Annotated in this window: 2 protein-coding genes; one reads left to right on the plus strand and one right to left on the minus strand. The window is 69.5% G+C overall.

Annotation, left to right across the window (positions count from 1 at the left end; all coding sequences use genetic code 11):
- Window positions 1–405, minus strand: a 405-nt coding sequence (locus DSY14_RS27840) for an AMP-binding protein (RefSeq protein ID WP_211719571.1), incomplete at its 3' end; no start/stop codon positions are given.
- A 105-nt stretch (window positions 406–510) separates the two neighbouring features.
- Here DSY14_RS27840 and DSY14_RS27845 point away from each other — a divergent pair.
- A partial coding sequence (locus DSY14_RS27845; protein WP_211719572.1) for an acyltransferase domain-containing protein occupies window positions 511–1,136 on the plus strand: 626 nt, incomplete at its 3' end.

Genomic DNA, 1,136 nt, shown 5'->3' on the forward strand with positions numbered 1-1,136 from the left:
GTCGAGTTTGGTGCGGTATTCGTCTTGGCAGATGACCAGGCGTGCGCCGGCGTCGGTGAGGCGTTGGGTGATGGCGTGGGGGGCCAGTGAGGACAGGAGGGGGACCAGGACGGCTCCCAGGCGCCAGGCGGCCAGGGCGGTGATGGTCAGGTCGATGCCTTTGGGCATGAGGGTGGCGATGTGGTCGCCGGGTGTGATGCCCAGGGTGGCCAGGCCTGCGGCCAGGTCGGTGGAGCGTTGGTGGAGTTCGCCGTAGGTGAGGGTGGTGGGTTGGAGGGTGGGGCCGATCTCGGTGGTGGCGGTGGTGGTGGGGTCGTGGCGGTCGCAGAGGAGGTGGGCCACCGACGTGGTGGGGGTGTGGTAGGTGGCGATCCAGTCGCGCAGGAGTTGCGCCGGGTCGGACATCGGTGGTGTTCCTCGTTCTTCGGTGGCTGTGGTGGTGGGTGGTGCTTTAACACTATGCCCACCTGTGGGTCGCGTCTCACTGGTGGGTGGGGGCAGGATGTGGGCATGGACAGTGCTCTTGTGGTGGAACGTTTCGGTCTGGGCGAGGATGTGCGGGTGTGGTTGGAGGCGGCCGAGTCGTTGCCGGATCCGGGGTTGCGGGTGCCGGTGGGCGTGGAGGCCGAGCGGGTGTGGGATCTGTTCGCGTTGGCCGAGGCGGACCGGGTGGAGGTGGCGGCGCTGTGGCCGGGTGAGGGTGAGGAGTCGTGGCCGCAGGAGCTGTCGTATCTGGTGGGGTTGATGTGTCGGCGTTTGTGGGCCGATCGGGATCTGCCGGTGGGGGTGTGGCGGCCGTGGCCGACGTTGGTGGAGGCCGAGGATCCGCGGGTGCGTATGGCGTCGTTGCCGGCGTTCGCGGCGATGGTGCCGGACTATCTGGCCGGGCACGGGGCGTTGGGGATCGAGCGGTCGGTGTCGGTGGCCACGTTGGCGGATGTGGGTGTGCAGGTGGCCCGGTCGCGGTGGTTGTTCGGTCGGTTGAGTGTGGAGACGGCGGCGTGGGTGGCGGCGCAGTTCCGGGGCCGGTTGTTCTGGGTGGGGGGTCTGCAGTTGGAGCCGGCCCGGTTGGGTGATCAGGGGCCGGTGACCTGGTACGGGCCGCAGGAGGCGGCCGCTCTGGGGCCGGGGATGGC

Source organism: Nocardiopsis sp. MG754419 (assembly GCF_018207095.1).
GTDB lineage: Bacteria > Actinomycetota > Actinomycetes > Streptosporangiales > Streptosporangiaceae > Nocardiopsis.